We start from the raw sequence: 6,567 nt of genomic DNA on the forward strand, positions 1-6,567 counted from the left end.
CGGCGGCAGGGACGCGGCAGCCGCCAAGCGGTTCTGAAGTGCGATGGCTTGATGTATTGACCGGTGACATTTCTCGCTCCAAGGGAGTTGATCGGGCCGGACCGGCGCGAAACCGGGGGGTGGATAGAAGGCCGGCGTCCCCTCAACGTCCTCTCCTTGCGCGGCCGCGTGCGGATCGATGGAGCCGATACAACTCAGACTTCTGGGCTTTCCGGAGTTCCGGCTGAACGGGCGACGGGTAGAGCTCGCCTTGCGCAAGGCGGCCGCGCTTGTCATCTACCTTGCCGAGGCCGGCGGACCGGTGGCGCGAGAGGTCGCCGCCACGCTGCTGTGGCCCGAGGCCGACGCGCAAGCCGCCCGCGCCCGCCTGCGGCGCACGCTGTACAAGATCCGCGTCGCGTTCGGCGAGGAGATGATATCAGCCGGCGCGGCGTCGCTCAGCCTGCGCCCGGGGCTCCCGGTCGAGGCCGACGCCATCGCCTTCGACCATGCCTGCGATGCCGGTCTGCTCGACGAGGCCGCCGGCCTCTACACCGGCGACTATCTCGCCGGCTTCGCGCTGCCGGATTGTCCCGAATTCGAGGAATGGGTGTTCTTCCGCCGCGAGGCCTTGCGCAGCCGGCTGGTGCAGGCGCTGGAGCGGCTGGTGGAGGCCAGGATCGCCGGCGGCGACGCGCGCGGCGCCGTGATGCACGCAACGCGCCTTGCCGCCCTCGACCCGTTGAGCGAAAGCGCACACCGCCATTTGATCCGCGCCCATCTGGCCGCCGGCGACCGGGCGGCGGCCGAGCGCCAGGGCGAGACCTGTACGCGGCTGCTGCGCGACGAACTCGGCGTGGTGCCCGACCCGGCGACGCTCGCTCTGCTGCGCGCCAGCGATGCCGAAGCGGAGATGCCGAGAACCCGCTATGTCGCCGTGGACGGCATCCATATCGCCTACCAGACGATGGGCAGCGGCCCGCCCGATATCGTGCTCGTTCCCGGCTTCATCTCGCATGTCGAGCGCATCTGGGAAGACAGGAGCTGCCGCGCCTGGCTCGGTGCGGTGTCGCGGCTCGGCCGGCTGATCCTGTTCGACCGGCGCGGCATGGGCCTGTCCGACCGCGTCGGCGCCCGCCCGATCGTCGAGGCCACAGCGCGCGACATACTGGCGGTGATGGACGCGGCCGGCAGCCGCAAAGCCGTACTGGTCGGCGCCTCGGAGGGCGGGCCGGGCTGCATCCGCTTCGCCGTCGACCACCCCGACCGCCTGACCGGCCTGGTCCTGTGGGGCTCGCTCGCCAAGGGCAGCCGCGCGCCCGACTATCCCTCCGCGCTCACATCGGCGCAATACGACCTGTGGCAACAGCGCCTGCTCGCCGGCTGGGGTGGCCCGGCGGAAATCGAAACCTTTGCACCGAGCGTGGCCTCCGACCGCCAGGCGCGCGCCTGGTGGGCCGGCCTGCTCCGGGCCGCCTCCAGCCCCGGCGCGGTGGCCGGCCTGCTGCAGGCGCTGCGCGACGCCGACGTGCGGCCGCTGCTGTCAAAGGTCAGGGCGCCGACGCTGGTGCTGCACCGCAGGGGTGACCGGGCGGTGCGGGTCGAGGCCGGGCGGTACCTGGCGGCAAGGATAGCGGGGGCGCGGTTTGTCGAGGTGGAGGGAGAGGATCACTGGTTCTGGGTGGGCGAGCAGAGGGCGCTGCTGGAGGGGATTGCGGGATGGTGCGGGGTGGGTGAGGGGTGGCGCAGGCTCGGCATTGTCCTTCGAATGTCTCGATAGGGCCGCAAGCGGGTCGGCAGCTTTGAGGTATAAGCAGCCAGAAGCGGACGATGAGGCACGCCGCTTGCCTACCAGTGAACTGACCCAAGGCAGTCAGGCGCAAGTGGATCGGTCCGCGAAGTCTTCAGACAGCTGCCACCGGCATCGCAACCAGGACGGAGCCGCCTTCCACCTTTGCAGGATAGGTTCGCAGATTTATGCAGGGCGGTGGGCGCGTGGCCGCGCCGGTGCGGTAGTCGAAGGCGCCAGCATGTTTGGGGCATTCGACCTCGTAGTCTATGACTAGCCCATCGGCGATATGGACGGCCTCATGCGTGCACAGGCCGTCAGTGCAGAACACCTCGTCGTCGGGCGAGCGGAAGACGGCGTAGGTCCGGCCTTCATGGTCGAAACGTCGGGCACCCTCCTGTTCGATGTCATCGAGGCCGCAAGCCCTGATCCAATTGGTCATTTTTCCCATCCGTAAAATTCGATCGCGGCGCACCTCCGCATAGCCTTCATAGCCGCCCGGAGACCTCGCCTTGGGATCAGTTCTTGGTAGTCGGCGCCACCTGGCCGACCTTGTCGCTGTGGTGAGCGGAAGTACTGACTTCCACACCGTCGCACGCGGCTGTGCGTGCAGATGTCATTTGATGGCCGCCGCGTTGGCACGTGCTTTCTTCTTCTCGTAGCGGGCCTGCATGCGGGCCTCGCCTTCCTTGCTGCCGTCGTGGAAGGTGCCGAACCAGCGGTCGAACGGAATCAGGCCGTCGCCGTAGTTCACCTCGAAATATCTGTGGTGGAGGTAATGGATGTAGGCGTGGCTATCGACGCCGGCGCGTTCGGTAAGCTCGATCTTGTCGAAGCCGACATGGCCAGGAATGGCGCCGAAGCCGGCATAATGGAGCTGGTAGAGCGCCAAGAGCGGGTTCGACGGGATGATCAGGTGCCAGAAAGCGACGCCGAGATAGCCGAGCTGCTCCACCGGGTGCATCGACAGCGACGACCAGGGCGACGGGTTGACTGAATTGTGGTGCACCGAATGCACCCATCTGTAAAGCGGTCCCCAATGGATAGCGCGGTGCAGCAGGAAGAAATGCGTCTCGTGGATCACCGGCACCACCAGCGCCAGCAGGAAGAGGTAAACCGGGTGCTCGGCGAAGGTCAGCCACGGCACGTAGCCATTGGCGTACGCGTAGAGGATCGCCACCTCGATCGCGGTCCAGATCGGCATGCCGGTGCCGAAGGTGCGCAGCATATTGTCGATGTTCTGGTTCTCGAAGAAGAAGGCCCTGTTCTTCTGCTCCGAGGGCCATTTTCCGTTGTATTTGAAGCGGTTGCCCTGGGCTTTCAAAATGTAGAGTCGAAGCTCGAAGGCGCCGAAGAAGACGAGCAGCGCCAGGCAGTTGACGATGAACAGGCGCAGGATCCAGCCGGCGGAGAGCGTCTTCATCACCTCGACGTCGGGCAGCACGAAGCGCCACCATGCCACCGCCGAGACGGCGAAAAGCAGATTATAGGGCAGGAAATAGCTCGGCAGCCATTTCAGCACCGCCAGCGGGCGCGGCGGAAAGACGAACAGCGGCGCGGTGCCGGCCGGTTCGTTCGGAGCCCAGTCGCCTCGCTTGTTGCGCGTGCCGAATTGCAGGTCGTCCATGACGGGCCTCACAGAGACTGAGAGAGGGTGAGTAAGCGGTCATAGGCGGCATCATCCATGTCCACCTGGTGCTTGGCTTCGGGATAGCTGCCTTCGGCGACGTCGCGGCCGAAGGCGCGGAAGGCGCTGATGCGCTTTTCCTGCAGCTCGGCTTCCAGCGTGACGAAGTCGGCATAGCGCTTTGCGTGGCGCGGATAGTGGCCGGTGTGGGTACCCAGCACATCGCAGGAGAACAGGTATTGCGTGTCGCAGGCGCTGCCGCAACCCATGCCCATGGTGATCAGCGGGGTCGAGCGCGTGATGTGATCGGCGAGTCGCACCGGTACGACCTCGACCTCGATGCAGGCGGCGCCCGCATTCTCGAGGTCCTTCGCCGCGCGCAGCACGTTGAGCGCTTCCTCGGCTGTGCGGCCGATGGCGCGGAAATTCGTCCAGGTCGCGCGGTTAGGCACCAGGCCGACGTGGCCGGTGACGGGAATGCCTTCCGCCGCCATTGCCTCAATAAAGCGCGGCGAGTGTGATGAATAGACCGCATCGGCGCCGCGCTTCATCATAGCGAAGCCCAACCGCACGGCCTCCTCAGGCGAGGCGACCGCGCCATGCGGCATGCCGACGGAGAGGAACGCGTAAGGTGCCGCCTGGCGGATGGCTTCCAGATTGTGATCGGGCTCACAGGAGAGGATGACGATATCGCATGCCGCTGCGGCAGCGGCCTCGGCCGGCGTGTCGACATGGAGCTGCAGCCATTTACGGCTGCCTTTGGCGCTCTGCAGGTCGTATGTCGTCAGCCGCCTTGCCACTGGTCATCCTCCCGTTTCGCAAGGGATAGCACCGCGTGCTCGCTGTCGCCGCTTATTCCTTGATCAAATCAGATCAGACGTTTTCGGCCGTGAAGGTGATGAAGCGGATCGGCGGGTTTTCGACGGGCAAGTCATGCAGGTTGAGCGCGGCGAGCACCAGGTCAATGGCGCGGCGCGCCTGCGCTTCTGGCGCCTGGTCGAGCACGACATCCATCGTGCCCTCGCGCAAGGCCTTGGTGCTGCGCTCGGTGAGTTCATGGCCGACGAAGAAGATATCGCGGCCTCTGCCGTGCTTGCGCAGCACCTTGTTCAGCGCGGTGTTGGCGCCGCCGGCGTTGTAGAGGCCGGCAAGGTCGGGCCAGCGCTTCAACGCCTCGTGCAACTGCTCGGCATTACGATCGCCATCGTCAAAGCCGAAAAGGGCCGCGACTGGATCGAAGTCGCTGCCCTCTTCGATCAGATAATCGAAGAAGCCATGCACGCGGTCGCGGTGCACGCGGTAGATCTGACTATGGCAGATCGCGATCACCTTGCCCGGCCGCCGCTGCATCTTGGCCATGAGCAGCCCGGCCATGCGGCCAGCGGCGTAATTATCGATGCCGACATAGGTGCTCTTGGTACGGGAGATCTGGGTGACGATCTGCACCGTCGGGATGTTCTCCGCCTCGAGTTTCCGCAAGGCGTCGCTGACCAGCGGATGGTCGGGCACTGCGAGAACGAGCGCCGCGCGGCGCAGATCGGGTTCCAGGATGCGTTTGGCGATCGCCGCCGGCTTCGCCTCGTCGAGAAAGGTACGGTGCACGGCGATCGAGCGATCGAGCGTCGCGGCGATGCGCTCGAAGGCATCGGAAAGACGGGCGAAGAAGGTCGCGTCCGGCCTGACCAGTATCACCTCGATGCGAATGACGCCGCGATGCGCCTCCGGCAGCCGGCGCGGATAATCGAGCGAACGCGCCGCCGCCACCACCTTCTCGACGGTCTGCGGCCGCACTCCGCCCCTGCCGTTCAGGACACGCTCGACCGTGGCCGTGCCAACACCGGCCCGCCGCGCAATCTCAAGGAAGGTGGGCTTAGGAATCTTGATCCTCCGCTGTCCGTACGCCGGAGCCTAGCCGGCTGCACATGCTTTTTCCAAGACATGTGCCTCCCTTCGGCATCGAATGCGCGTGTGCGACCCTCAGCATAGTCAGCCAAAACGTCGGCTTTCGGGGTGCGGTAAGGGCCGCCTCGGTGGCCGACATGAGGCGCAAAGCAGCCCTCCAGAGTTCGGGCGGCGATAGTCGACTTTGGTCAGAAGCTCTGCCACATGGTTCCGCTACCGCTCCTCCACGATCCTTAAATAAGCCGCCGTCACGAACAGCACGATCAGTCCGAACAGGATGCGCCTTGCCCCCTCCGGCATCTGCAGGATTGTCAGCAGCGTCGTCAGCACGGTCAGGATGAGCGCGCCGATGATGGTGCCGGTGTAGCCGCCGCGGCCGCCGAAGATGGAGGTGCCGCCGATGACGGCCGCCGCCACCGAGGGCAGGACCAGGGGTTCGGCGAGCGAGAGCGATGGGGCCTTGATCAGGCCGATATAGAGCAGGCCGGTGATGCCGGCGAGCAGGCTCGAGGTGACGTAGAGCGCCGTGATGACCTGCCAGTATTGCACGCCCGACAGGCGCGTCGCGCGCTCATTGTCGCCGACGGCGTAGAGCAGGCGGCCGAAGCCGGTGCGGGCCAGTGTGAAGAGGATGAGCGCGGCCAGCGGTATGAACAGCAGCAGCGCGTTGGGGAAGCCCCATGTCACGCCGGTGCCGAGCCAGGCGAGGAAGTCGGGGATTTTCGCGCCCGACGCGATCACCGTGCGCTGGTAGACCTGCAGGCAGCCGGTGCCGATCAGGCTGGTGCCCAGCGTCATGATCAGCGGGTGGACGCGGAAGACGCCGACGCCGATGCCGTTGATAAGGCCGATCAACACCGCCGGCATCATCGCCAGCAGGAAGGCGATAACCGGGTCCTGGTTGACGATCTGCGTGGCCATGATGAATGCGCTCACCGTCGCCACCGTGCCGACCGACAGGTCTATGCCGCCGGTCAGCATGGTCATGGTCTGGCAGCCGGCGAGGATGGCCAGCGGAATGGCGAACTTTATCGTGTTGGCGATCCAGCGCTCGTTGACGATGCCGGGGCGCAGGATCTGCAGGATCACCACCAGGATGACCAGCAGGATGATCAGCGGCACGAGCGGCCGGTCGGCCATGAAGCGTTTCAGGCGGCGGCCGAAGGGGACGGGGGTGATCGCTGACGTGCTCATGGGGTGGGTCCGGTTCGCGATGGGGTGGGTGAGTTCTGTAGGGATGGTGCCCTACGGCGCCCCCCTCTGGCCGGGG

At 65.9% G+C, this 6,567-nt stretch carries 6 protein-coding genes; 1 reads left to right on the top strand and 5 read right to left on the bottom strand.

The window, feature by feature from the left end; all coding sequences use genetic code 11:
- Positions 1-178: 178 nt before the first annotated feature.
- The gene (locus FJV80_RS16555; protein WP_142876952.1) at positions 179-1,759 is read left to right on the top strand and encodes an alpha/beta hydrolase; all 1,581 of its coding nucleotides are present in this window, start codon (positions 179-181) and stop codon (positions 1,757-1,759) included.
- A 124-nt stretch (positions 1,760-1,883) separates the two neighbouring features.
- Here the strand turns inward: FJV80_RS16555 and FJV80_RS16560 are convergent, their stop codons facing one another.
- The 5 genes from FJV80_RS16560 to FJV80_RS16580 all read right to left on the bottom strand — a co-directional run bounded on the left by FJV80_RS16560 (position 1,884) and on the right by FJV80_RS16580 (position 6,491).
- Positions 1,884-2,210, bottom strand: a complete 327-nt coding sequence (locus FJV80_RS16560) for a MocE family 2Fe-2S type ferredoxin (RefSeq protein ID WP_095776197.1) — start codon at positions 2,208-2,210, stop codon at positions 1,884-1,886.
- 174 nt (positions 2,211-2,384) lie between these two features.
- Complete coding sequence (locus tag FJV80_RS16565; RefSeq protein ID WP_142876953.1) at positions 2,385-3,395, bottom strand: sterol desaturase family protein; 1,011 nt, start codon at positions 3,393-3,395, stop codon at positions 2,385-2,387.
- Positions 3,396-3,403: 8 nt separating this feature from the next.
- Positions 3,404-4,195: a 3-methyl-2-oxobutanoate hydroxymethyltransferase gene (locus tag FJV80_RS16570; protein WP_142876954.1), complete on the bottom strand. Its 792-nt coding sequence runs from the start codon at positions 4,193-4,195 to the stop codon at positions 3,404-3,406.
- A gap of 73 nt (positions 4,196-4,268) precedes the next feature.
- Positions 4,269-5,273 carry a LacI family DNA-binding transcriptional regulator gene (locus FJV80_RS16575; protein WP_142876955.1) on the bottom strand — a complete coding sequence of 335 codons (1,005 nt, stop codon included), beginning with the start codon at positions 5,271-5,273 and terminating at the stop codon, positions 4,269-4,271.
- Positions 5,274-5,510: 237 nt separating this feature from the next.
- Positions 5,511-6,491, bottom strand: coding sequence for an ABC transporter permease (locus FJV80_RS16580; protein ID WP_142876956.1), 981 nt, complete (start codon positions 6,489-6,491; stop codon positions 5,511-5,513).
- Positions 6,492-6,567: the final 76 nt, after the last annotated feature.

Source organism: Mesorhizobium sp. WSM4310 (assembly GCF_007003935.1).
Lineage (GTDB): Bacteria > Pseudomonadota > Alphaproteobacteria > Rhizobiales > Rhizobiaceae > Mesorhizobium.